A 20,683-nucleotide genomic window follows, 5' to 3' on the forward strand; every position below is an offset into this window, starting at 1 on the left:
CACCGGCGCGAAACGCACCGGTGGTTTTAAATAACTGGTCTTGGATGGCTGGCAGACCGCTCGCAGAACGGTTCGGGCTCAGATCATCAGCAGCGGCTCGGATAGGCCTGACAAAAGACCACGTTGCCCGCGGCCCCAACTGCGGCACCGGTGATGACGCTGCCGCCAACCACCGCAGTTGTAAGAGCGCCCGCACCGCCGCCGATAAGCGCCTGCTCTGGAACCGTGTCACCACAGGCCACCAAAGCGCCAAGCGCCAAAACACCAAGGGTCGGAGCAAGGCCACGCGGCAGGAGATGTGTTCGAAGTCTTTGCATATGGGATGTCCTCTTGTCAGATCGCATGAAAAATCCACGCCATAGAACGTCACCAAGCGGGCCGCGTCAAAGCGATTGCATCGTCTCCACACACCATCGGCGAACCCCCGCCCATCTGCGCCGGAAACCGCAAGTATCGAATGTTCAACAGAAAAAGAGGGCGATCCATGCACGCCCGTACAGGATCGCCCCCAGGGGGAAGGGCGGCAGGACCGACGCAATGTCAATACCTCTGGGGAAAGGACTCCCGCCACTAAGGTCACTCTGCCTGCATTCGATCCACAGGCCAAACACAGTCTCGCAGCGATACTCGCATGAGCAGAGCTTTGCCGATTTTCAATGCCTCTAGGCAGAACGCCGCGCATCCTGCAGCGCGGGGTCCTCGCCCTGGGGTGATGAGGGCGCGCTAGGGTCACACGAACACCTCGGGAAATGACTCGCGCGCAACATCTAGGTCCAAGACCAAGAGTGCCTCGTAACTTGTGGGATCAAAGGGGTCATCGACCGGCTTGACCTCGCGGCCCAAAAGCCAGCTTAACCGCCCGGCATCAAGATTGCCGCGCTCAAACGGCTCTTCGCCAAAACACTCCCAAATCGCGCGCACAAAAGCCGCGTCTGCCCGTTTATCAGCAGGCTTACGGTCGCGGTAACGCTCACGCGCAACCAAGGGAGTGGCCCCTTTGGCATTCGCGCGTCTGATTGTGAATTGAAAGTCCGTGCTTGGTAGACGACCGGGAAAACCGCGATGTTTCAACATGTTGCGCCCTCCGAACCAAAGAGGCGCCACGCGGTATATGGTCTTGTGGGCGGGACGGACCCTTGAGCCCGTCCCGCGCCTAGCCCAATGGGCTTACTTGTACTTGCCGGTCTGAACGGGCTCGGTTGTGATCGGCTCAACCACAACGAACTCTTCTTCGGCAGGCTGTGCGCATGCTGCGACAACGGCAATGAAACCGATTGCGAGAATGCTCTTAAGGCTCTTCGACATGTATTTCTCCTGTCTCTCGTAACTTCATGAAGAGACGCGCAAGGACACGTTGTCCCTGCCCGTCTCAAGGGCGAGGTAAAGGTCGCTTGGGTGCAACCTCGACGCAGCTTATCGGAAATTTCAGGATTTGAACATCTGTCATCACCAATCCCGTGCGGCTGTGTCCCCAAAGCCTCAGTACCTCCAAGGCGTTGATTTCGTGGCGCAAGATTTTGCGTTCTCATTAAAACATCTCCCAGATGCAGGCGCCTTCCTGCGGCCTGTAGGCCTCGAAGACCTGAGTGACATCAGGGTCGAAAACCCCGAATTCCGACGGTCGATCCGCCAATGAAATAACAACCTGTGCGGGCACAGGCCCGGTTACTGCCAATCGCGGCAAGGCGTAGCTCTCGCATAGCCAAACAAGATCGGCCAGCACCGTTTCCAACTCCGCCTCGCTGTCACCAACCCCAGCGAATCCTTCAGCCACAAAACGAAAGCGATAGGTCAGGCCCAGACCCGGACGGTCGGTCAGCACCTCCTGAACTTGCGCCGTCAGTCCCGAGGGTAGCGGCAGCGCCTCCTCCTGCGCTGCCGCCCCTTGGGCAAGAGCCAACCCGACGCTTAGCGCCACAGCATGTCTCACCCGTCTCCTCACAGCCGCGCCGTCCAGCGCGCGCGATTCGCCGCATCCTCTAGCACACGGGCAATCAACGCCTCGCATGCGGCGCGATCAAACCGCCCGGCCACGGCCCCTCCAGCCCGCACCTGCATCACCGCCCCATCCCGGTACACCCGCACGGCTGGGGCAAAGCCGCGCAGCGATTGCAGCGACCGCCACAGATCTTGCCGCACCAAATGCGCCAGTCTCCGTCGCCCAGTCGTTCCATCCAGAATGGTCTCCACCGCCAAATCGAAGCGCACAGGCAGTCTCCGCGTCACCGTCAGAGCGCCATCTTCGTCTTCGATCACATGCCAGCGGCTGCGCCCCATCCTGCCCTCCGTGCTTCATCTGGCCCCAATTCTCGCCCGTTTCAGAGCGGAATGTTATCGTGCTTTTTCCATGGGTTGCTCAGTTTCTTATTGCGCAGGGATGCAAAGGCACGGCTCACGCGCATGCGTGTACTGCGCGGCTGGATCACCTCGTCGATAAAGCCACGCTCGGCGGCCACAAACGGGTTGGCAAAGCGGGCTTCGTAATCTTTGGTATGCGCCGCGATCCTTTCTGGCGATCCAAGGTCGGCCCGGTGAATGATCTCGGTGGCACCTTTTGCCCCCATGACCGCAATCTCTGCCGTTGGCCAAGCATAATTGAAATCACCGCGCAGATGCTTGGAGGCCATCACGTCATAGGCCCCACCATAGGCTTTGCGGGTGATGACAGTCACTTTCGGCACTGTCGCCTCGCCATAGGCAAACAGAAGTTTCGCGCCATGCTTGATTACACCGCCATATTCCTGCCCTGTCCCCGGCAGGAACCCGGGCACATCCACAAGAGTAAGTATCGGAATCTCAAAGGCATCGCAGAACCTGACAAAGCGCGCAGCCTTGCGGCTGCTGTCGATGTCGAGGCAACCGGCCAGCACCATGGGTTGGTTGGCCACGACACCCACGGTCTGCCCTTCAAGACGAATGAACCCAGTGATGATATTCTTGGCGAACTCGGCCTGAATCTCGTAAAAATCCGCCTCATCCGCAACCTTGAGGATCAATTCCTTCATGTCATAGGGCGTATTGGCGTTGTCGGGGATCAGCGTATCGAGGCTTTGCTCAACCCGGCCCGGTTCGTCGAAGAAGGGCCGCACCGGCGGCTTTTCCCGGTTGTTCAACGGCAGAAAATCCACAAGGCGCCGAACTTCAGCCAAGGCTTCTACATCGTTTTCAAAGGCCCCGTCGGCGACGCTCGACTTGCGTGTATGGGTCGATGCGCCCCCCAGCTCCTCGGCCGTAACCACCTCATTGGTGACGGTTTTGACCACATCAGGGCCAGTCACGAACATGTAGGAACTGTCGCGCACCATGAAAATGAAATCGGTCATAGCCGGGCTATAGACCGCGCCACCCGCGCAAGGGCCCATGATCAGACTGATCTGGGGAACCACACCGCTGGCCATGATGTTGCGTTGAAAAACCTCGGCATAGCCCGCAAGACTTGCAACACCTTCCTGAATCCGTGCGCCACCCGAATCGTTGATACCGATGACAGGCGCGCCGTTCTGCATCGCCATATCCATGATCTTGCAGATCTTTTCGGCATGAGTTTCCGACAAAGACCCACCGAACACGGTGAAATCCTGGGAAAAGACGTAAACCATCCGGCCATTGATCGTGCCCCACCCGGTGATGACACCATCGCCGTAGGGCCGCTCTTTCTCCATGCCGAAATCAGTACAGCGATGCGCCTTGAACATGTCGAACTCTTCAAAACTGCCTTCGTCGAGCAGCAATTCGACCCGCTCGCGCGCTGTCAGCTTTCCCTTGGCGTGCTGGGCTTCGATACGGCGCTCACCACCGCCTTTACGGGCTTCGGCGCGGCGATTTTCCAATTCCTGAAGGATGTCTTTCATGGCACTCCCCTTGCGATGTTGCGCGCAGCATAGAGTTTGTGAGGAGTGGCTCAAAGCAGAATCGGGCAAATTTGCAAATCATCGCAAAGCATAATTTGGAAATCTGTAAACTTGCGAATTTTCGCTCTGCCTCATGGACTTCCCCGCGGGTCACTCCTAGCCATGCCGCATGACCCGCGTTCAGACACCCAAGTATCTCGACCGCACCACCCCGCCGCATATCACGACACTGATCCTGTTGGCGGGGCTGTCGGCCCTCGCCATGAACATTTTCCTCCCCAGCCTGCCGGGGATGACCGCGTATTTCAACACCGAATACCGGCTGATCCAGTTGTCAGTGGCACTTTATCTTGGGGTCAATGCCGGGCTGCAACTGCTGATGGGGCCGATTTCGGATCGATGGGGGCGGCGACCGGTGATTCTCTGGGGTCTTGGCCTCTTTCTAGTCGCCACCTTGGGCTGCATCTTTGCTCCGAATATCACGGTGTTTCTGACCTTTCGCATGGTTCAGGCAAGCGTGGTGGTCGCCATGGTGCTATCTCGTGCCATCGTGCGCGACATGGTGCCCCAAGACCGCGCCGCATCGATGATCGGCTACGTCACCATGGGCATGGCGGTGGTACCGATGATCGGCCCGGCCTTTGGCGGGCTCTTGGACGAGGCTTTTGGCTGGCAAGCGAACTTCTGGGCGCTTTTCGTTCTGGGGGCTGCGCTTTTCTTCGTCTGCTGGCGAGATTTGGGCGAGACAGCGCCGCTGTCGGGCCGAACCTTGATGCAGCAGTTCCGTGACTATCCAGCTCTTCTGACCTCGCGCCGGTTCTGGGGATATGCGTTAGCGGCGGGGCTGAGTTCAGGTGCATTCTTTGCCTATCTGGGCGGTGCGCCCTTTGTAGGAGACCGGGTGTTCGGGCTGCCCCCGTCTACGCTCGGTCTATTGTTCGGTGCTCCGGCGATTGGTTATTTCCTTGGCAATTTCGTCTCAGGGCGGTTTTCCACCCGAATTGGCATCAACCGCATGGTGCTTTGGGGCACACTGTTCAATGCAGGCGGCATAGCTCTCAATCTTATGCTGTTCCTTGTGGGCCTTGGCACACCGCTCACGTTCTTTGGGCTCATGACATTCATGGGGCTTGGAAATGGCATGGTCATCCCGAATGCTACTGCTGGTGCCCTTTCGATCCGTCCTGACCTCGCAGGCACAGCAAGCGGCCTGTCGGGCGCGCTGATGATCGGCATCGGGGCAGGTCTCTCGGCGATCGCAGGAACGATGCTGACCCCCGGCAGTGGGGCCTTTGCCCTGCTGGGGCTGATGCTGTCGACGGCGCTAGCGGCGATTGCGACGATCCTCGCCGTGATCCGCCGCGAACGCAGACTTGGGCTATCAACATAACTGGGCCGGTCGCTGCGGCTCCCTGCAAGACCCGTCGCCAATGCCAAAACTTGATGATCACGCACCCATCTATCGCCAGCTTTCACCTTCTCGTTCCAGCCATCCCACCAGTGTTCAGGGCGTGTGCGCGACCCGAGTGCAACAGTTTTGGTTAGAACGCGGGGCTTCTGCGCGTTTTGATTTCTAACGCCGCTGCGACCCATCGTATAACCGAGGCATTATTTCAGGAGGTTCTGATGATCCATCGCCGCACATTCATGGCCACCGGCCTTGCCGTCTTGGGCACCGCATCCCTTGCCAATGCCTTTGAACTTGACCCGAGATTCCTGCCACAAGAGGTGGCGTTTGATCCCGTCTATCAACCCGGCCAGCTTATTGTGCTGCCGCGCGCGCATTTTCTTTATTTCGTGACAGAACCCGGTCGCGCGCGCCGCTACGGCGTAGGCGTGGGCAAGGCAGGGCTGGAATTCACCGGCACCGCCACCATCGCCGTCAAGAAACAATGGCCAACATGGCGCCCCACCGATGAGATGATTGAGCGTGATCCGCGCACCTATGGCCGTTTCAAAGGCAATGACTATGTCCAGCCCGGCGGTGCTGGCAATCCGCTAGGCTCTCGTGCGCTTTACTTGTTCCAGAATGGTCGTGACACCTATTACCGCATCCATGGAACCACGCAGCCATCGTCGATCGGTCAATCCGTCTCGAATGGCTGCATCCGAATGATCAACGAGCATGTGCAGGATCTCTATGATCGCGTTCCAATCGGTACGGTCGTCACGGTTCTGTAATCTTGATTTTTGCACGGGGAAACTGCATATTTCCCCGTGCGACGCTACAACTATCGACCATCTGTCCTTTTCGGCTCAGTCACTCGATCTTGTATGACTTTGCCGGGTTGCCGCACTCCCGCGGGCAACAGTTACAGAAGGAATCAGTAAGATGGCGACTGGCACCGTGAAATGGTTCAATGCCACCAAAGGATATGGATTCATTGCGCCCGACGGCGGCGGCAAGGATGTCTTTGTACACATCAGCGCGGTTGAGCGCGCAGGCCTGACCGGCCTTGCCGACAACCAAAAGGTCAAGTTTGACATTGAGGCAGGCCGCGACGGCCGCGAGTCGGCATCCAATATCGTTCTCGCCTGAGCGACTGCAGCGACCGACAGAGAGTTATCTCTCCCACCACACATGTATCGCGCCCAACACGGCGCGATACACAGCATCCGGGGTTTTCGCCCCCCCTGCCTTTCCCCTTGAAACCTACCGCCCAAACCATGACATAGGGCGGGCATCAGGAGGCGAACCATGGCGCTCCCCGTCCGGGAACAAATGAAATACTGGGGCGCGGCTACGGCCGTGTTTTTTGTGCTGCTTTGGTTTCTGGGGGATGTGATCTTGCCCTTTGTCCTCGGCGGGGCAATTGCCTATTTCCTTGATCCAGTCGCAGATCGCCTCGAGCGAATGGGCCTCAGCCGTGCAGCGTCGGTCGTGGTCATCACGCTGATCGCCATTCTCGCGTTTGTGGTTATTGTTCTGCTGATCGTGCCAAGCCTCGTCAATCAGGCGGTGGCGCTATTCAATGTGGCACCGGAACTGGCCCGCGATTTGCACGGCTTTCTCAGCACTCACTTTCCCGCCCTGTTCGAGCCAGACTCGGCGCTGAACAAGACCCTGCTGTCCTTGGGCGAAACCATTCGCGAACGCGGCGGGCAATTGCTGGAAACCTTGCTCAGCTCTGCGGCCTCTATGGTCAACATCTTGATCCTTTTGGTGATTGTTCCCGTTGTGGCCGTTTATCTTCTCTATGATTGGGATAATATGATCGCCGAGATTGACCATCTCTTGCCGCGCGACCATGCGCCGGTGATCCGCCGTCTTGCGGGGCAGATTGACAATACTCTGGCGAGCTTTATTCGCGGGATGGGAACGGTCTGCTTGATCTTAGGGACATATTACGCCGTTGCCCTGATGCTTGTCGGGCTGCAGTTCGGCCTTGTGGTGGGGGCGATTGCAGGCCTGATCACCTTTATTCCCTATGTCGGGTCTATCGTCGGCGGCGTGCTGGCAGTGGGTCTTGCCTTGTTCCAGTTCTGGGGGGATTGGGTCAGCGTTGGTCTGGTGGCTGCCGTCTTTGTATCGGGACAGGTGATCGAGGGGAATTTCCTGACACCCAAGCTGGTGGGGTCTTCGGTGGGCCTGCACCCAGTATGGCTCATATTCGCGCTCTCGGCCTTTGGTGCGCTGTTTGGCTTTGTCGGCATGCTGGTTGCTGTGCCGGTCGCGGCATCGCTTGGTGTCATTGCCCGCTTTGCTTTGGAACAATACCGCGACAGCCGTCTCTATCGCGGATTGGAAAGCATTGATCGCGAATGATGCCACGCCAACTCAGCTTTGACCTGCCGGTGCGCGCCGCACTGGGGCGTGAGGATTTCTTTGTGTCACCCGCGAATGCCGAAGCTGTGGCTATGATCGAAGGCTGGCAAGGTTGGCCCGGACGCAAACTTATTCTTGCCGGACCTTCGGGGGCGGGCAAGACCCATCTGGCGCATGTCTGGGCAGCCCTGTCCGGAGCTCAGATGATCGCCGCCAAGCACATAGCTCAGGCAGATATCCCGAACTTCGCTAGCCGCCCAATTGTGGTTGAGGATGCCGATCAGATAGCAGGGGATCGCCCCTCCGAAGAGGCGCTTTTCCATCTCCACAATCTCGTATTGGCCGAGGGGCATTCGCTGTTGCTGACAGCGAGGCAGCCACCGAACCTATGGCCGCTCGTATTGCCTGATCTGCAAAGCCGCATGCAGGGCACGATGCTTACCCAACTGCGCACGCCAGATGATACGCTCTTGGCGGCCGTGCTGACCAAGCTCTTTGCCGACCGCCAGATTGCCCCCAGCCCGGACACGATCCCCTATCTCGCGCGGCGGATGGATCGCTCGTTTGACGCAGCACGCGAGGTGGTCGCGGCGCTCGATGCGGCAGCACTCGCGGAAGGCCGCGCAATCACCCGTGTACTCGCCTCGCAAGTGCTGGACAAATTGGCGCATTAACGCCACGCTACGTCACCGTTCCGTTACATGTCAGCGCCATAAGGCCCCCATGACCCAAGCAGATTTTCTCAAACATCCCACGCCCGAAGCTGTCGAATTGTCCGATCTGGACCTGCACGGACCGGGGCGCTTTTTTAATCGTGAACTCAGTTGGCTAGGGTTCAATTGGCGAGTTCTTGAAGAAGCGCAAAACAGCCGCGTTCCCTTGTTGGAACGGCTGCGGTTTTTGTCGATTTCCGCCACCAATCTTGATGAATTCTACAATGTGCGCGTGGCCGGTCTAAGGGAGTTGGCGCAGGCGGGTAACACAACCCCGGCGGCGGATGGTTTATCGCCGGCAGAGCAGCTTGTGTTGATCAACGAAAACGCCCGCAGGCTGCTCGCATCTCAGCAGCAGACCTACGATACGCTCCGCCGCGATTTGGAAGCCGAAAAGATTTCGATCCTCGATCACAGCTCCGTTGAGGAGGGAGATCAGGAGTATCTCGCCGATGTCTTTCTGAACAAGACCTTTCCGGTACTTTCACCCTTGGCGATTGACCCGGCGCATCCCTTCCCGTTCATCCCCAATCTCGGGTATAGTTTGGCGCTTCAGCTTGAACGCAAGGCAGACAAACGCCCACTTCAAGCACTCTTGCCGATCCCGCAACAGATCGCCCGGTTCGTCCCCCTGCCCGCGCCCGAGGGCACGTATCGGTTTCTGCCCCTAGAAGAGCTGCTCTTGTTGCATCTTCACAGCCTTTTTCCCGGCTATCGCTACAAGAGCCATTGTGCCTTTCGCGTGTTACGCGACAGCGATCTCGAGGTCGAGGAAGAGGCCGAAGACCTCGTGCGCGAGTTCGAGGTGGCGTTGAAGCGCCGCCGCCGTGGCGAAGTGGTCCGCATGAAGATTTCGGCCAATGCGCCCGAGGATCTGCGCCGCGTCATCATGCAGGAACTGCATGTCATCCCGGAAGAGGTGGTCGAGGTCGAGGGTATGATCGGTCTGGCCGATCTCAAGGAACTGGTGCTCGACTCGCGCCCCGATCTTTTGTGGCCGCCCTTTACACCGCGAGTGCCCGAACGGGTGCAGGATCACGGCGGCGACATGTTCGCGGCGATCCGGCAAAAAGATATGCTGTTGCACCACCCCTACGAGACCTTTGACATGGTGGTGCGGTTCCTGACGCAGGCGGCGCACGATCCCGATGTTGTCGCGATCAAGCAAACGCTCTATCGCACCTCTCGGAACTCGCCCATTGTCGAGGCGCTCTGCGAGGCGGCGGAGGATGGCAAATCGGTCACCGCGCTTGTCGAACTCAAGGCACGGTTCGACGAAGCGGCGAATATCCGGCAATCTCGGCGGCTGGAACGTGCGGGGGCGCATGTGGTCTATGGGTTTATAGACCTCAAAACCCATGCCAAGATTTCCACCGTCGTGCGCCGCGAGGGCGACAATCTGGTAACCTATACCCATTACGGTACCGGCAATTATCACCCGATCACCGCACGCATTTACACCGATCTTAGCTTTTTCACCTGTGATACCAAACTGGGACGCGACGCGACCAAAGTGTTCAACTACCTCTCGGGCTATGCAGAGCCGGAGGGGCTTGAAAATCTCGCCATCTCGCCGAAATCGCTCAAACCGCGCCTGATGGAACTGATTGATCGCGAAGCAGAACATGCCCGCTCAGGCAAACCGGCTGCGATATGGGCCAAGATGAATTCGCTGATTGAGCCCGATATCATCGACGCGCTCTATGCCGCCTCTGAGGCGGGGGTCAAGATTGACCTCGTGGTGCGTGGCATCTGCGGGTTGCGCCCCGGGATCAAGGGATTGTCCAGCAACATCCGGGTAAAATCCATCATTGGTCGGTTCCTCGAACATTCTCGCATCGTCTGTTTTGGCAATGGCGCGGGACTGCCGTCAAAGAAGGCGCGTGTCTTCATCTCGTCAGCCGACTGGATGGGGCGTAATCTAAATCGCAGGGTGGAAACCCTGGTCGAGATCGAGAACCCGACCGTCAAAGCACAGATCGTCAGTCAGGTCATGGCCGCGAATATGGCGGATGTGGCGCAAAGCTGGGTCATGGCGCCCGATGGCAGCTTTTCTCGTCCGCCAGCGATCGAGGGCACGTTTGCATTTAACTGCCATCGCTTCTTTATGGAAAACCCCTCTTTGTCGGGCCGGGGTTCTGCCGGGGCGTCAGATGTGCCCAAGCTGACGCACACGGATGATTGACCCACGCGCGCCTCTGTCGCATAGAGGGGGCGCGAAAGACTGGGACGGACATGGACGGCACCAACGATCCAAAAGAACCCGACGGCGGCCCGTTTGGCCGCCCCCTGTTCGATAGCCCAACGGCGCGCGCGCTTAGCCGCGTGGGCGTGGTTGATGTGGGCTCCAACTCCGTGCGCCTTGTGGTTTTTGACGGTGCCGCCCGTAGCCCTGCCTATTTTTACAATGAAAAAATCATGTGCGCCCTTGGCGCAGGCATGTCTGAAAGCGGTCGGCTAAACCCAACGGGGCGCAAGCGCGCCCTAGAGGCGCTCAAGCGGTTCAAGATGCTGGCCGAGGGAATGGACACGGGACCCCTCGTTATTGTCGCCACCGCCGCCGTGCGCGAGGCCAGCGACGGCGCAGAGTTCTGCGCCGATGTCGAGCGGGAAACGGGCCTCAAACTCTGGGTCATCGACGGGCGCGAAGAGGCACGACTATCAGCGCAAGGCGTGCTCTTGGGTTGGCCCGGCTCTTACGGCCTTGTCTGCGACATCGGCGGTTCGTCCATGGAGCTTGCCGAAATCAATGGCGGCACCGTGGGCACTCGGGTGTCGGCACAGCTTGGCCCTCTCAAACTGCGCGACCTCAAGGGCGGCAAGAAAGAACGCCGTGCTTATATTCGCAAGACCCTGACCGCGATGCGCGCTGAACTGGGCGAGCAAAAGAATCGCCTCTTTCTGGTGGGCGGGTCGTGGCGGGCGATTGCCCGAATTGACATGGTGCGGCGCAAATACCCGCTGCATGTGCTGCATGAATACCGCATGACCCCGGCTGACGTGCGCGCGACGATAAAATACATTGAAAAGCTGGACCTCGAAACGCTCCGGGCGCAATCCGGCGTGTCTATGGCGCGGATCGAGCTAGTGCCGCAGGCGATCGAAGTTCTGGGAGAGTTGGTCAAGACCTTCAAGCCGCGTGACATCGCAGTATCGAGCTATGGTATCCGCGAGGGTCTGCTTTACGAGCAGATGCCGCAGATGCTGCGCGACCGTGACCCCCTGATCGAAGCCTGTCGGTTCGCCGAACAAAAGGATGCGCGCCTGCCCGGTTTTGGCAAGGTGATCTATCATTTCATCCTGCCGCTCTTTAAGTCTGCCAAGCCCGAGCGCCGTCGCCTGATCCGCGCGGCCTGCCTCTTGCATGATGTCAGTTGGCGCGCCCATCCCGATTACCGGGCCGAGGTTTGTTTCGACAATGCCACGCGCGCCAATCTGGGCGGGCTCAAACACTCCGAGAGGGTGTATCTGGGCCTTGCCCTTTTGCACCGCTATTCAAACAAACGCGAAGGCAGCCGTTTTGCCGATTTAGACGGTCTGCTTACCGAAAAGGACCGTCACGAAGCCGAAGTTCTCGGCAAGGCCATGCGCTTTGCCGCGATGCTCTGGCTCAAGCGCAATGCCCAACTTGGGGAATTGCGGTGGTTTCCGCAAAAAAAGGTGCTGGAATTACGCCTATCGGCAGAGGCGGTGCCACTCTTTGGCGAAGTGGCGCAGGCGCGGTTTGCCTCGCTCGCCGCAACACTTTCGGCGCGCATCGTGATCAAAACGCCGAAATAGCGCGATCACAGTTCGATTTCACCCTCTGGCGCGGGCGTATCCTGCAAGTCCTGCGGTGATTTGCGACGCAGAAGTATATCACCATTCGGCAGCACTTCGGGCGCATGAAAGGCGCTGAGGTCGCCGATTTCGCCCATCAGGTCGCGCAATGCGGGCCCCATTTCCTCAACAAACTGACGCAGAGCAGGCTCCATCTCTTGGGCGCGCTCACGAAGCCCCTCAAGTGCCGGTCCCATTTCCCGCTGTATTCCCTCGAAAAAAAGGCGCGCCCCCTCTTCCATCAGGGAACGCCCCTCTTCCTCTGCCGCGTCCTGCGCGGCAACAGGCGATACCGCAAGCGCGGATATCAGACAGGCGGTTCGGATCATGTTTAGCGGTCTCATACAGATCATATAATCGCTCCGAGTGTCGAATTTAAGATCACAATTCGAGATCGAGACTGACAGGAAAATGATCCGACGCCATGAGCAGGGCATCGCGCAATTCTTTGTTGTCCCAACAAACCGGATCATCGAACGGATGCCAGATGCGCCAGACCGGCCGGCGCGCCATGAGATCAGGCGAAATCAGGATGTAATCCAGCAATGCCTGCATATACCGACGCTGGTCGCGCAAGTAGAACCTGGCCGAGGTATGGACCACCCCAAACCGCTGCAAAAGCGCGCCGCGCGCATGCGGATCATAGAGCGCGGCAGCTGCGTCTTGCCCTTCGCCCATGATAATCTCGACCGACGAGCGCCCGAAAAGATGCTCGTATTCATCAAGGCCCGGACCATCATTGAGATCCCCCAGCACAATCAGCGAGTCATCCGTTACAAGATGGGCCTCGATCCTTTGACGCAACCACACCGCCTGCGCCAATTGCTTGCGGCGATTGGTGATCCCGATGCGGATCGCCTCATCGCGCCCCACGGCACCATGGGGGGCCTTGGATTTGAGATGCGCCCCGATCAGGCGGATTACCCGACCCGAGATCGTGGTCAATTCCACCTCGAGCGGCGGTTTGGAAAACTCGACCCGATCCGCGCGATCGTCGATGTCTAGGTCAATCCGGAACACCCCGTCAAACCGCGGTGGCATATCCCCGCCCGCTGTCGTCGCACCTTGCGGATCATGCCGCGCAGTCAGCACGTCCGGATCATACAGCAGCGCCAGTTCTTGTTGGGTGTCATTGGCAAAGCCGATCAGCGCCCGCCGCGCCCGAAGCTGCATCAGTTTTGCAAAACTCTCCAACGCCTTGACGGTGCTGCGTCGACCATTGTCATCCGGCGCCTCAACCACCAGCACCGCATCTGCATCCAGAGCGGTAAACACGATCCCAAGCGCGGCAAGCTGGTCGCGGCGTGTCACATTATAGCGCGCTGACCACTTGCCGTCGTCATGGGGTTGGCCCTGATCGTCAAAGAGCGCGTTGAACCATTCAACGTTATAGGTGGCGATCCGCATGAGTGCGGGCCTCCCTAATCTCTTCCCAAGCGCGGTTTATGTCCACCAAACGCCGCTCTGCAAGACGAACAGCCTCTGGTGGCACCCCGCGCGCCTGCATGCGATCGGGGTGGCTCTCTCGCACCAAATCCCGCCAGGCTTTGCGCACGTCTTCCATCGGCATGTCAGGGGTCACCCCCAGAACAGACCATGGATCGGGTGTGGCATCTGGCACGAACCGCGTCCGCAGCGTGCGAAAAGACGACGCGGGCAGCGCAAAAATCTCGGCCACGCGCGCGAGGAATTCATCCTCTTTCGCGTGATAGACCCCGTCTGCCATGGCAATGTGAAAGAGCCCCTCCATCAGGTCACAGAGCGTTCCGGGCTGGCCTTCGAACATGCGCGCGATGCGACGGGCATAGTCCTCGAACCCGGCCACATCCTGCCGCGCGAGATTGAAGACGCGGGCGGCGTTTCCCTCATCCGCCTCAGCAATCTGGAACACCTCGCGAAACGCCGTGACCTCGTCGCGCGTCACCTGCCCGTCTGCCTTGGCCATCTTGGCCGAGAGTGCGATCACCGCGATGGTAAAGGCCACGCTGCGTTCTGGTGGCGTGCGAAGACGGTCGAAAACAGCACTCAGGCCCTCGCCATTGGCAAGGGCCGATAGGGCTTCGGAGATGCGGACCCAGATCGACATGGGCGTTACCCTAGACCCATTCACCGGCCCTGTCAGTGCAAACCGTCACAGGGTCTTTTGCAAAAGTACCAAATCCATCCAGCGCCCGAATTTCCGCCCCACTTCGGGCATACGCGCCACCTCTGCAAAACCGATAGCCCGGTGAAAGGCGATGGCGCTTACGTTCTCGCCGCTGACCCCTGCGACCAGCACATGCAGCCCTGCTGTGCGCGCCACGTCTTCCAGCCGCGTCATCAGTGCGCGCCCGACACCATGCCCACGTGCCTCGGGTGCCAGAATGACGGTATGTTCGGCGGTATGGGCATAACCAGGCCCCGACCGGAACGCGCCATAGCTGGCAAAACCCAGCACCGCCCCCGCCTTTTCAACCACCTGAAACGCAGCGCCCCGGCTGGCTATGTCAGCCGCCAATGTCTCGGGTGTCTTTTCCACGGTAGTAAAGGTGACCGAGGTGTCACGAATAAGTGGGTTCCAAAAGGCTAGGATAGGGGCAATGTCGCGCGGCTCTGCCTGTCTGAGGATCATTGCAGCACCCTCACACCATGGGAGGTTTCAATTTCGGCCCGCAGACCAGCGGTGCCCGGCTCGAACACCACGCGCGCATCCCGCACTTGCGCTCCTATCATGTCACGCAATGTCGCCGCCTCTGGATGTGAAACGACCAACCGTCGCAACCGCGCACCCGAGGGCGCAAGCCGGGTCGCCGGATGCATCAAGCCCTGCCACTCGATCAACGCCGGAAAGAGATTGTCCATCGGGAGCACGCCAGTATCCGGCACCGCCATGCGCCACCGCAGATCACCCCGCGCCAGATCCACGGCCTGTCCCGCCCCGGGATATTGGATCAGCGCCGCCTCCAGATCCTCGACCGCGCAAATCCAGTTGTGAAGCCGCGGCGCGCCGCTGAAACGATCCAGATCGAACCAACGCGGATATGCTGGCGCAGGGGCGTCCGGATCAATCGCGATCACTTCAAGGTAGAGACCCTCTTCCAATCCCAACAAGAGGTTATGCGTGCCGAAATGCGCATGTTGGCCACCGGGCTGCAAGCGCAGCCCAAGCGCCGCCTCGACATGCGCGCGCCCCGCCTCAAGGCTCTCTGCTGCGACCGCCAGATGATCGAGCTGGATCATGCCCCTAGTCCAAGCTGCGCATGCACCTGCGCCATGAAATCCTCGCCGCGTTTTTCGAAATTGTCATATTGATCAAAGCTCGCCGCAGCCGGTGCCAAGAGCACCACATCCCCCGGCTCTGCATCGCGGACAGCGCGGGCGACCGCCTCGGACATCGTGGTGCATACCTCGGTATCGACAGCCCCCAACCCAATGGCGAACTGCGCCGCCTCGCGTCCGATCACATAGGCCCGGCGCACATGCGCAAGGCCGGGGGCTAGCCCGCCCAATCCGCCGTCTTTCTCGAGCCCGCCACAGATCCAACGGATATTGTCAAACGCCAAGAGCGCCTTGAGCGCGCTGTCGACATTGGTGGCCTTGCTGTCATTCACAAAGATGACGCCATCTTTTTCCGCAACCCGCTGGCTACGATGCGGCAGACCGGCATAGCTGTGGAATCCCGCCTCGATCACGCGGGGGGCCAGACCCAAGGTTCGACAGGCCGCATAGGCGGCGCAGGCATTCTGATGATTGTGCGATCCCGGCAGGCCCTTGACCTCACGCAGGTCGATCGACCCCACCTGACGCCCATGACGATATTCGCTGAGGAACCCCTTACGCGCAAACACCGACCAGCCAAAACCGCTCAGCTTGCGATCCACCGAAATACGGATAACGCGGTCATCATTCGGCCCCTCGGCCATCTGCCCCGCCAGATAGCGCCCCTCGGCCTCATCGACGCCGATCACCGCCCGGTCCGGCCCTCCTTCGGCAAAGAGCCTGCGTTTGGCGGCAAAATAGCCCCCCAATCCGCCATGACGATCAAGATGGTCGGGCGAAAGATTGGTGAATACTGCCACATCTGGCGTCAGCGCCCGGGCCAGATCGGTCTGATAGCTGCTCAGTTCGAGCACCACGACGCCGCTGTCTTCGGGCGGATCAATGTCCAGCACCCCGCGCCCGATATTGCCCGCCAGTTGCGCCGCCCGTCCCGCCTCGGTCAACACATGGTGAATGAGGGCCGAAGTGGTGGATTTGCCGTTGCTTCCTGTGACGGCGATCACCTTGGGCGTCACGTCAAAGCCATCCCAATCGTCCGTGGCCAACGAGCGAAAAAAGAGCCCGATATCATTGTCTACCGGAACGCCCGCCTCTTGTGCTGCGGCAATGACACGGTTGGGAACGGGATAGAGATGCGGAATGCCGGGACTGACGATCAGCGCCGCCACCCCGTCAAACGCACCGGCACGCGCCAGATCGACGATGGCAAACCCCTCGGCAGCGGCGGTGTCGCGCGCGGTTTCGCTATCGTCCCAGGCCAGCACCTCGGCATGGCCTGCGCGCAGCGCACGGGCCGCCGATAGGCCGGAACGTCCAAGCCCTAGCACCGCAACCTTGGCACCCGCATATCCTCTGACCGGAATCATCCTGCTCTCCCTTGGGGCCTTTGCCCCACCGTCGCCTCTGGGCGCATATTTGCGCCGGGACCGGGGCAAGATGCAAGCGTTGGCCAGTAAACAAAGAACCCGCGTCAAGCGTCGAGTTCGGCATCCCAGTAGAGGTAATCGAGCCAACTGTCGTGCAAGTGGTTCGGGGGGAACTTGCGCCCTTGATTGCGCAACTGCTCTGCCCCCGGCATACGCGGCGGTTTGCGCAGGCTTAGGCCGGATTGGCGCAGGCTTTTGGAGCCTTTGCGCAGGTTGCACGGGCTACAGGCCGCCACAACGTTTTCCCAGCTTGTAACCCCGCCGGACGCGCGTGGCACGACGTGGTCAAAGGTCAAATCGCCCTTGGAGCCGCAATATTGGCACATGAAGTCATCGCGCAGAAATAAATTAAAGCGCGTGAAGGCCACGCGCTTTTGAGGTTTTACGTAGTCTTTCAGCACAATAACCGACGGTATGCGGATCACAGTGCTTGGGCTTCGGACCCAGTGATCGTATTCGGCCACGATATCCACCCGGTCGGACCACGCGGCCTTGACCGCTTCTTGCCAAGTCCAGAGCGACAGCGGGTAATAAGAGAGCGGGCGATAATCCGCATTCAGCACAAGTGCCGGGAAATGCCGCAAGGATGCAGGCTCTCTTACAAATTCGGTCCTGAAATCGCCGTCCATCTGACTGACTGTCCTCTCACCCCGGTCGTTGGGGGCGCAGGTGCCAGAGCGGGCACCTGACCCCGTCCTCACTTCACTATATATCGTCATTGCACCCTGACAAGTGCGATATGTAGCGCTTCATGACGGGATGTCTAATGGGACAAAGTAACTGTCCGATGACAGGTCGCTCAGGCCGCCTCTTCTGCATCCTCACTGGCCTGCCGTTGCCAGAGCGCGGCGTAGCGCCCCTGCCGTGCCAAGAGGTCTGAATGCGTCCCCTCCTCGACAACAACCCCTTGATCCAGAACAACAATTCTATCCGCATTGGCGACGGTGGACAGGCGGTGCGCAATCATGATCACGGTGCGCCCTTCGGCCGCACGCGCCAAAGCCCCTTGGATCTCCCGCTCAGTCTGAGTGTCGAGCGCGCTCGTCGCCTCGTCCAGCAGCAGGATTGGTGGATTTTTAAGCAAAGTGCGCGCGATTCCCACGCGCTGCTTTTCACCGCCCGAGAGTTTGAGGCCGCGTTCCCCCACTTGCGTCGCGTAACCCTCGGGCAAACTTGCGATAAAATCGTGAATCTGGGCCGCACGCGCGGCCTCTTCGATCTCGGCCTGTGTGGCCCCGGCGCGCCCATATCCGATGTTGTAGCCAACGGTGTCGTTAAAGAGCACCGTGTCCTGCGGCACCACACCGATAGCGGCATGAAGGCTTTCTTGCGTGACATCGCGCACGTCCCGGCCATCAATCAGAACACGCCCCGCCTGCACATCGTAAAAGCGGAAAAGAAGACGCCCGATGGTTGACTTGCCCGATCCAGAGGGCCCAACCACCGCAACCGTCTGCCCCGCCGGAACATCAAGCGTAACGCCCATTAGGATCGGTCGATTGGTGTCATACCCAAAATCTACCGCCTCTAATCGAACTGCGGCACCTGTTACTTTTAGAACATCTGCACCAGACTTATCCTCAACATCCCCTTGTTGCTCTAACAAATCAAACATTTCGGACATATCGACCAGAGCTTGCCGGATCTCTCGATAGACGGTGCCCAGAAAGTTGAGCGGCATGGTGATCTGGATCATATAGGCGTTGACCATGACAAAGTCGCCGACGGTCATAGAGCCCGATTGAACCCCCACCGCTGCCATGACCATCACGATGACCAACCCGCCCGTAATGATCAGGGATTGCCCAAAGTTGAGAAAGGCCAATGAGTAAGAGGTCTGAAGCGCAGCTTTCTCATAGCCAGCCATGGCCGCATCGTAGCGGTTGGCCTCGCGGCGTTCTGCACCGAAATATTTGACGGTCTCAAAGTTCAGCAGGCTATCAATCGCCTTTTGGTTGGCGTCGGTATCCTGATCGTTCATTTCTTTGCGCAGGCGGACGCGCCATTCCGTGACCTTGAAGGTGAAGGCGACATAAGTGCCGATCACGGCGACGACCACAACCAGATACCAGATATCAAAAATGACCGCGAGAACGATCCCGATAAGTGCCAGTTCCAGCACCAGAGGTCCGATGGAAAAGAGCAGGAACCGCAGCAGGAACTCGACCCCTTTGACCCCACGCTCGATAATCCGGCTGAGGCCACCCGTCTTGCGCGTGATGTGGTAACGCATTGACATTGCATGGATATGTTGGAACGTCTTGAGGGCAAGCGCGCGGAGGGCGCGCTGTGCGACGCGGGCAAAGATCACATCGCGCAGTTGCTGAAAGCTTACCGTCATGAGGCGCGCCATGCCATATGCGACGGTCAGGCCAACCGCCCCGGCCCCCAACATCCAGGCAGCGGACTGTCCCTCTCCGGCCAGCATGTCGACTGCGGCTTTATAGAAAAACGGGGTTCCGACACCGATCAATTTGGCCACCACCAAAGCCATCAGCGCGAACACCACACGGCGTTTGACCCAAGGCTGATCGGCAGGCCAGAGATAGGGCGCGACACGGCGAATAGTGCGCCAGCCCTTTGCAGGAGCGTCTGATGTCGTAATTCTGGCGTGGCGCATAGGCTGGCCTTTTCAATCCCTTATGGAGAGATAGCCCTGAGGCGGGGAGATTGCCAGAAAGGATTATTGTGGCAAGGCAAAGACTTGGCCGGGGTAGATGAGGTTGGGATCGCGGATGCGGTCGCGATTGGCCTCAAACACGCGGACATAGAGCAGACCTTCGCCATAGGCCTCGCGGGAGATTGCCCAGAGGGTTGAGCCGGGCTGAACGGTGATCGCACGGATTGGTGTGCTCTCTGCGGTTTGGGCGGCGGTCAGCACATCCTGATCCTCGCGCTTGAAGGGGGTTTCCACCCGCGACGTCACCGCACCTGTGGTGTCAACCTCGTCGACGCGCAGGGTATAGACGCCGGTATCAACCTCGGGCAAGGCAGTTGCCCAATCCCCTGCGGAGGATATTGGAGAGGTCACAACCGGATCATTGTCAATATAAATCCGAACGAATCCAGTACCTTGCGCCCGGCCTGAGAGTTCGACATCGCCATCGGGGGAATAGGTGATCGCGTCGAGCGCGACATTTGACATGACATCGGGCGGGGTTTCCGCAGAGGGGGTTTGCAACACGCGCACACCGGTTTCATCGGTGAGAAGCACGGTTTGACTGGGTTGTGGAGCGTCTTGTGACTCGGCCAGTGGGGGCGAAGAATTCTCTTCGGTTGCAACGGCTTGCACCTCGGAGCTTACAGACGGGGCCGCAACGGGCACCGAAGCCTCGGCGCGGTCAACGGGAGTGGGCGCGATGATGATTTCATCTTGCGACGCAAGCTCTTGCCCCGATGGTTCCGAGCGCGTCCGCAGGGAGAGAACACGCGGCGCGGTGCTGGCGGGCAGATCGAGGAACTGCACGAATTTCCCTGCATTATCAGAGAGAACCGAGCCGATCGTGACGTTGTCCAAAAGGATCGAAACCTGTGATCCCGGCTCTGCCTGACCGGCGATGATCATCTGGCCGCCGGGTTCCAACCGGAAGGTGTCGATGGTCGGTGCTTCGGGCATGGGCGGGGTCGGGGCAGGATCAGGCAGCGCGGGGGTTGGGGCCTCGACCGTTTCGACCACGGGAGGTGTTTCTGGGGTGGGCGCGGGTTGAGCGCGGAACCAAAGAGCCGCAATAACAGCGCCGACCACGGCCAATCCGCCGAGCCCCATAACCGATCCAGTGCCTAAGCCACCGAATTTGCTCATATTTTTAAAAATCCCCCTCTCGCGGCGCCTTGGCCGGTTGTCCGAGA

The 20,683-nt window shown here is 59.5% G+C and carries 22 protein-coding genes; 7 read left to right on the top strand and 15 right to left on the bottom strand.

The window, feature by feature from the left end:
• Positions 1-86 precede the first annotated feature (86 nt).
• The 6 genes from GC127_RS22205 to GC127_RS22225 all read right to left on the bottom strand — a co-directional run bounded on the left by GC127_RS22205 (position 87) and on the right by GC127_RS22225 (position 3,851).
• Complete coding sequence (locus GC127_RS22205; protein WP_151979586.1) at positions 87-317, bottom strand: hypothetical protein; 231 nt, start codon at positions 315-317, stop codon at positions 87-89.
• Positions 318-729: 412 nt separating this feature from the next.
• Positions 730-1,074: a hypothetical protein gene (locus GC127_RS22210; protein WP_037297538.1), complete on the bottom strand. Its 345-nt coding sequence runs from the start codon at positions 1,072-1,074 to the stop codon at positions 730-732.
• Between the two features lie 93 nt (positions 1,075-1,167).
• Positions 1,168-1,305: a hypothetical protein gene (locus GC127_RS22955; RefSeq protein ID WP_008280537.1), complete on the bottom strand. Its 138-nt coding sequence runs from the start codon at positions 1,303-1,305 to the stop codon at positions 1,168-1,170.
• Positions 1,306-1,528: 223 nt separating this feature from the next.
• Positions 1,529-1,930 (bottom strand): DUF6497 family protein, encoded by a 402-nt coding sequence (locus GC127_RS22215; protein ID WP_232279178.1) that lies wholly within the window; start codon positions 1,928-1,930, stop codon positions 1,529-1,531.
• Between the two features lie 8 nt (positions 1,931-1,938).
• Positions 1,939-2,277 carry a hypothetical protein gene (locus GC127_RS22220; RefSeq protein WP_151979587.1) on the bottom strand — a complete coding sequence of 113 codons (339 nt, stop codon included), beginning with the start codon at positions 2,275-2,277 and terminating at the stop codon, positions 1,939-1,941.
• A 41-nt stretch (positions 2,278-2,318) separates the two neighbouring features.
• Positions 2,319-3,851: an acyl-CoA carboxylase subunit beta gene (locus GC127_RS22225; RefSeq protein WP_008280540.1), complete on the bottom strand. Its 1,533-nt coding sequence runs from the start codon at positions 3,849-3,851 to the stop codon at positions 2,319-2,321.
• Positions 3,852-4,020: 169 nt separating this feature from the next.
• Here GC127_RS22225 and GC127_RS22230 point away from each other — a divergent pair, with 169 nt between their 5' ends.
• The 7 genes from GC127_RS22230 (at position 4,021) to GC127_RS22260 (ending at position 12,110) form a co-directional block, all read left to right on the top strand.
• Entirely contained in the window at positions 4,021-5,241 is a 1,221-nt protein-coding gene (locus GC127_RS22230) for a multidrug effflux MFS transporter (RefSeq protein WP_151979588.1), read from the top strand.
• 236 nt (positions 5,242-5,477) lie between these two features.
• On the top strand, positions 5,478-6,032 hold the full coding sequence (locus GC127_RS22235) for a L,D-transpeptidase (RefSeq protein ID WP_008280543.1): 555 nt from the start codon (positions 5,478-5,480) through the stop codon (positions 6,030-6,032).
• Between the two features lie 151 nt (positions 6,033-6,183).
• On the top strand, positions 6,184-6,390 hold the full coding sequence (locus tag GC127_RS22240) for a cold-shock protein (protein WP_008280544.1): 207 nt from the start codon (positions 6,184-6,186) through the stop codon (positions 6,388-6,390).
• A 159-nt stretch (positions 6,391-6,549) separates the two neighbouring features.
• Positions 6,550-7,617: an AI-2E family transporter gene (locus tag GC127_RS22245; protein ID WP_081506654.1), complete on the top strand. Its 1,068-nt coding sequence runs from the start codon at positions 6,550-6,552 to the stop codon at positions 7,615-7,617.
• Complete coding sequence (locus GC127_RS22250) at positions 7,614-8,291, top strand: DnaA/Hda family protein (RefSeq protein ID WP_199861308.1); 678 nt, start codon at positions 7,614-7,616, stop codon at positions 8,289-8,291. The genes GC127_RS22245 and GC127_RS22250 overlap by 4 nt, the downstream gene beginning before the upstream one ends.
• A gap of 49 nt (positions 8,292-8,340) precedes the next feature.
• Positions 8,341-10,515 (top strand): RNA degradosome polyphosphate kinase, encoded by a 2,175-nt coding sequence (locus tag GC127_RS22255; protein WP_081506655.1) that lies wholly within the window; start codon positions 8,341-8,343, stop codon positions 10,513-10,515.
• 50 nt (positions 10,516-10,565) lie between these two features.
• Positions 10,566-12,110, top strand: a complete 1,545-nt coding sequence (locus GC127_RS22260) for a Ppx/GppA family phosphatase (protein ID WP_008280549.1) — start codon at positions 10,566-10,568, stop codon at positions 12,108-12,110.
• 5 nt (positions 12,111-12,115) lie between these two features.
• On the opposite strand, the gene GC127_RS22265 is transcribed toward GC127_RS22260, so the two are convergent.
• From GC127_RS22265 to GC127_RS22305, 9 genes are all read right to left on the bottom strand, one after another.
• Entirely contained in the window at positions 12,116-12,478 is a 363-nt protein-coding gene (locus GC127_RS22265; protein ID WP_151979589.1) for a hypothetical protein, read from the bottom strand.
• 52 nt (positions 12,479-12,530) lie between these two features.
• On the bottom strand, positions 12,531-13,556 hold the full coding sequence (locus GC127_RS22270; protein ID WP_151979590.1) for an endonuclease/exonuclease/phosphatase family protein: 1,026 nt from the start codon (positions 13,554-13,556) through the stop codon (positions 12,531-12,533).
• Complete coding sequence (locus GC127_RS22275) at positions 13,537-14,235, bottom strand: molecular chaperone DjiA (protein WP_151979591.1); 699 nt, start codon at positions 14,233-14,235, stop codon at positions 13,537-13,539. Before GC127_RS22275 ends, GC127_RS22270 begins: the two co-directional genes overlap by 20 nt.
• 45 nt (positions 14,236-14,280) lie before the next feature.
• Positions 14,281-14,760, bottom strand: coding sequence for a GNAT family N-acetyltransferase (locus GC127_RS22280; protein WP_008280553.1), 480 nt, complete (start codon positions 14,758-14,760; stop codon positions 14,281-14,283).
• Positions 14,757-15,368: a VOC family protein gene (locus GC127_RS22285; protein WP_151979592.1), complete on the bottom strand. Its 612-nt coding sequence runs from the start codon at positions 15,366-15,368 to the stop codon at positions 14,757-14,759. The genes GC127_RS22280 and GC127_RS22285 overlap by 4 nt, the downstream gene beginning before the upstream one ends.
• Positions 15,365-16,774, bottom strand: a complete 1,410-nt coding sequence (murD, locus tag GC127_RS22290) for a UDP-N-acetylmuramoyl-L-alanine--D-glutamate ligase (RefSeq protein WP_151979593.1) — start codon at positions 16,772-16,774, stop codon at positions 15,365-15,367. Before murD ends, GC127_RS22285 begins: the two co-directional genes overlap by 4 nt.
• 104 nt (positions 16,775-16,878) lie before the next feature.
• Positions 16,879-17,463, bottom strand: coding sequence for an HNH endonuclease (locus GC127_RS22295; RefSeq protein WP_037297452.1), 585 nt, complete (start codon positions 17,461-17,463; stop codon positions 16,879-16,881).
• 170 nt (positions 17,464-17,633) lie between these two features.
• Positions 17,634-19,454 carry an ABC transporter ATP-binding protein/permease gene (locus GC127_RS22300; RefSeq protein ID WP_151979594.1) on the bottom strand — a complete coding sequence of 607 codons (1,821 nt, stop codon included), beginning with the start codon at positions 19,452-19,454 and terminating at the stop codon, positions 17,634-17,636.
• A 63-nt stretch (positions 19,455-19,517) separates the two neighbouring features.
• A complete protein-coding gene (locus GC127_RS22305) occupies positions 19,518-20,636 on the bottom strand; it encodes a LysM peptidoglycan-binding domain-containing protein (protein WP_254700825.1) in 1,119 nt (372 codons plus the stop codon).
• Between the last annotated feature and the right edge of the window lie 47 nt (positions 20,637-20,683).

The organism is Roseovarius sp. EC-HK134, assembly GCF_902498815.1.
GTDB lineage: Bacteria > Pseudomonadota > Alphaproteobacteria > Rhodobacterales > Rhodobacteraceae > Roseovarius > Roseovarius mucosus_A.

What these genes read in the sequence shown, in the direction of transcription:
- GC127_RS22285 (WP_151979592.1), bottom strand. Translation starts at nt 15,368, where the DNA reads ATGATCCAGCTCGATCATCTGGCGGTCGCAGCAGAGAGCCTTGAGGCG.
- murD (WP_151979593.1), bottom strand. Translation starts at nt 16,774, where the DNA reads ATGATTCCGGTCAGAGGATATGCGGGTGCCAAGGTTGCGGTGCTAGGG.
- GC127_RS22235 (WP_008280543.1), top strand. Translation starts at nt 5,478, where the DNA reads ATGATCCATCGCCGCACATTCATGGCCACCGGCCTTGCCGTCTTGGGC.
- GC127_RS22255 (WP_081506655.1), top strand. Translation starts at nt 8,341, where the DNA reads ATGACCCAAGCAGATTTTCTCAAACATCCCACGCCCGAAGCTGTCGAA.
- GC127_RS22305 (WP_254700825.1), bottom strand. Translation starts at nt 20,636, where the DNA reads ATGAGCAAATTCGGTGGCTTAGGCACTGGATCGGTTATGGGGCTCGGC.
- GC127_RS22260 (WP_008280549.1), top strand. Translation starts at nt 10,566, where the DNA reads ATGGACGGCACCAACGATCCAAAAGAACCCGACGGCGGCCCGTTTGGC.
- GC127_RS22225 (WP_008280540.1), bottom strand. Translation starts at nt 3,851, where the DNA reads ATGAAAGACATCCTTCAGGAATTGGAAAATCGCCGCGCCGAAGCCCGT.
- GC127_RS22275 (WP_151979591.1), bottom strand. Translation starts at nt 14,235, where the DNA reads ATGTCGATCTGGGTCCGCATCTCCGAAGCCCTATCGGCCCTTGCCAAT.
- GC127_RS22240 (WP_008280544.1), top strand. Translation starts at nt 6,184, where the DNA reads ATGGCGACTGGCACCGTGAAATGGTTCAATGCCACCAAAGGATATGGA.
- GC127_RS22265 (WP_151979589.1), bottom strand. Translation starts at nt 12,478, where the DNA reads ATGATCCGAACCGCCTGTCTGATATCCGCGCTTGCGGTATCGCCTGTT.
- GC127_RS22270 (WP_151979590.1), bottom strand. Translation starts at nt 13,556, where the DNA reads ATGCGGATCGCCACCTATAACGTTGAATGGTTCAACGCGCTCTTTGAC.
- GC127_RS22280 (WP_008280553.1), bottom strand. Translation starts at nt 14,760, where the DNA reads ATGATCCTCAGACAGGCAGAGCCGCGCGACATTGCCCCTATCCTAGCC.
- GC127_RS22295 (WP_037297452.1), bottom strand. Translation starts at nt 17,463, where the DNA reads ATGGACGGCGATTTCAGGACCGAATTTGTAAGAGAGCCTGCATCCTTG.
- GC127_RS22210 (WP_037297538.1), bottom strand. Translation starts at nt 1,074, where the DNA reads ATGTTGAAACATCGCGGTTTTCCCGGTCGTCTACCAAGCACGGACTTT.
- GC127_RS22245 (WP_081506654.1), top strand. Translation starts at nt 6,550, where the DNA reads ATGGCGCTCCCCGTCCGGGAACAAATGAAATACTGGGGCGCGGCTACG.
- GC127_RS22300 (WP_151979594.1), bottom strand. Translation starts at nt 19,454, where the DNA reads ATGCGCCACGCCAGAATTACGACATCAGACGCTCCTGCAAAGGGCTGG.
- GC127_RS22220 (WP_151979587.1), bottom strand. Translation starts at nt 2,277, where the DNA reads ATGGGGCGCAGCCGCTGGCATGTGATCGAAGACGAAGATGGCGCTCTG.
- GC127_RS22205 (WP_151979586.1), bottom strand. Translation starts at nt 317, where the DNA reads ATGCAAAGACTTCGAACACATCTCCTGCCGCGTGGCCTTGCTCCGACC.
- GC127_RS22230 (WP_151979588.1), top strand. Translation starts at nt 4,021, where the DNA reads ATGACCCGCGTTCAGACACCCAAGTATCTCGACCGCACCACCCCGCCG.
- GC127_RS22250 (WP_199861308.1), top strand. Translation starts at nt 7,614, where the DNA reads ATGATGCCACGCCAACTCAGCTTTGACCTGCCGGTGCGCGCCGCACTG.
- GC127_RS22955 (WP_008280537.1), bottom strand. Translation starts at nt 1,305, where the DNA reads ATGTCGAAGAGCCTTAAGAGCATTCTCGCAATCGGTTTCATTGCCGTT.